The sequence below is a fragment of the Curtobacterium sp. B18 genome (assembly GCF_000333375.1).
GTDB lineage: Bacteria > Actinomycetota > Actinomycetes > Actinomycetales > Microbacteriaceae > Curtobacterium.
Genome location: NZ_BACZ01000193.1, coordinates 1 through 1074, shown reverse-complemented (window position 1 = coordinate 1074; position 1074 = coordinate 1). Strand labels below are relative to the sequence as shown.

2 protein-coding genes are annotated in these 1074 nt (G+C 72.7%); one reads left to right on the top strand and one right to left on the bottom strand.

Features of this window, described 5'->3' with window-relative positions; genetic code table 11:
- The coding region (locus I5E_RS05130; protein ID WP_022906044.1) for a BON domain-containing protein at nucleotides 1-447 on the bottom strand (447 nt) is incomplete at its 3' end.
- Between the two features lie 176 nt (nucleotides 448-623).
- Here I5E_RS05130 and I5E_RS05125 point away from each other — a divergent pair.
- On the top strand, nucleotides 624-1074 hold a 451-nt coding region (locus tag I5E_RS05125; protein WP_022906043.1), incomplete at its 3' end, for a universal stress protein.

Here is a 1074-nt window from a genome sequence, read left to right as displayed (position 1 = left end):
CAGTTCGAGCCGGTCGAGGACGAACTGTGCACCGCCCACGCGCTCGGCGTCGCGCACCGCGGCGAGCCGCTGGAAGTACCAGTGCGTCGAGCCGGAGAGGGTCACGATGCGGTCCCGGACCTGGACGTCGATCGTGTCCGACGGCACGGAGGCATCGGCGTCGAGCGCGGCGCGGACGGCGGAGGCGATGTCCGCGTCGGAGTGGACGCTCGGACCGCGGACGTCGAGCTCCTCGGCGAGGCCGCGGACACCGGTGACGCGCAGCACGGCGCGCGCCGCCTGCACGCGCTGCGTGTGGGAGCCGACCTGCCCGGTGAGGGTGACGACGCCGTCCTCGACCGCGACGCCGACCCCGGCGGCATCGACCCCCGGCGTCCAGTCGAGTTCTTCTTCGACGTCGGCCTTGACGTCGTCGTCCGGACGGTGGTGCACGCTGTGGTCTGTCATGCGATCACGATCCGACCGCGAGCCGACGAGCGCGAGGGTCCTTCGTCCCATCGTCGGCCTGTCGGCTGCTCGTTCGTCGGTGTGTCCGGAGCAGGGACCTTCGGCTCTCGCCGCCGCGCTGTGGCGGACGTAGCGTCACGACGACGGGCGACCGCCCGACGGAGCGGACGGAGCGGATGATGCACGAGGACGTCGAACGGATCACGATCGGCCTGGACGACACCGAGGCGAGCTGGACGGCGCTCCGGTGGGTCGCCGAGCGCGCCGCCCGACATGCCTGCCGCGTCCGCATCCTCCGCGCGGTCGATCCGCTCGAACCCGAAGAAGGGTGGACCCACCACCGACTCGTGGCGGGGCGCTCCCTCGTGCTGCAGTCCGCGCCGGGGACCCAGGTGGAGCTCAGCGCACCGCCGGCGTCGATCGTCGACGCCCTCGTCGACGCCGCGCGGCCGGACGACCTCCTCGTCGTCGGCAGTCATCGCCGACGACGTCTGCAGTCCGCGCTCACCGGGCTCCTGCCCGACCGGATCGCCGGGGCGTCGACCGTCCCGACGGTGATCGTGCCCGATGACTGGCCGAGCGGACAGCTCGATGCCGACGTCGTGCTCGCCGTGGACACGGACACTG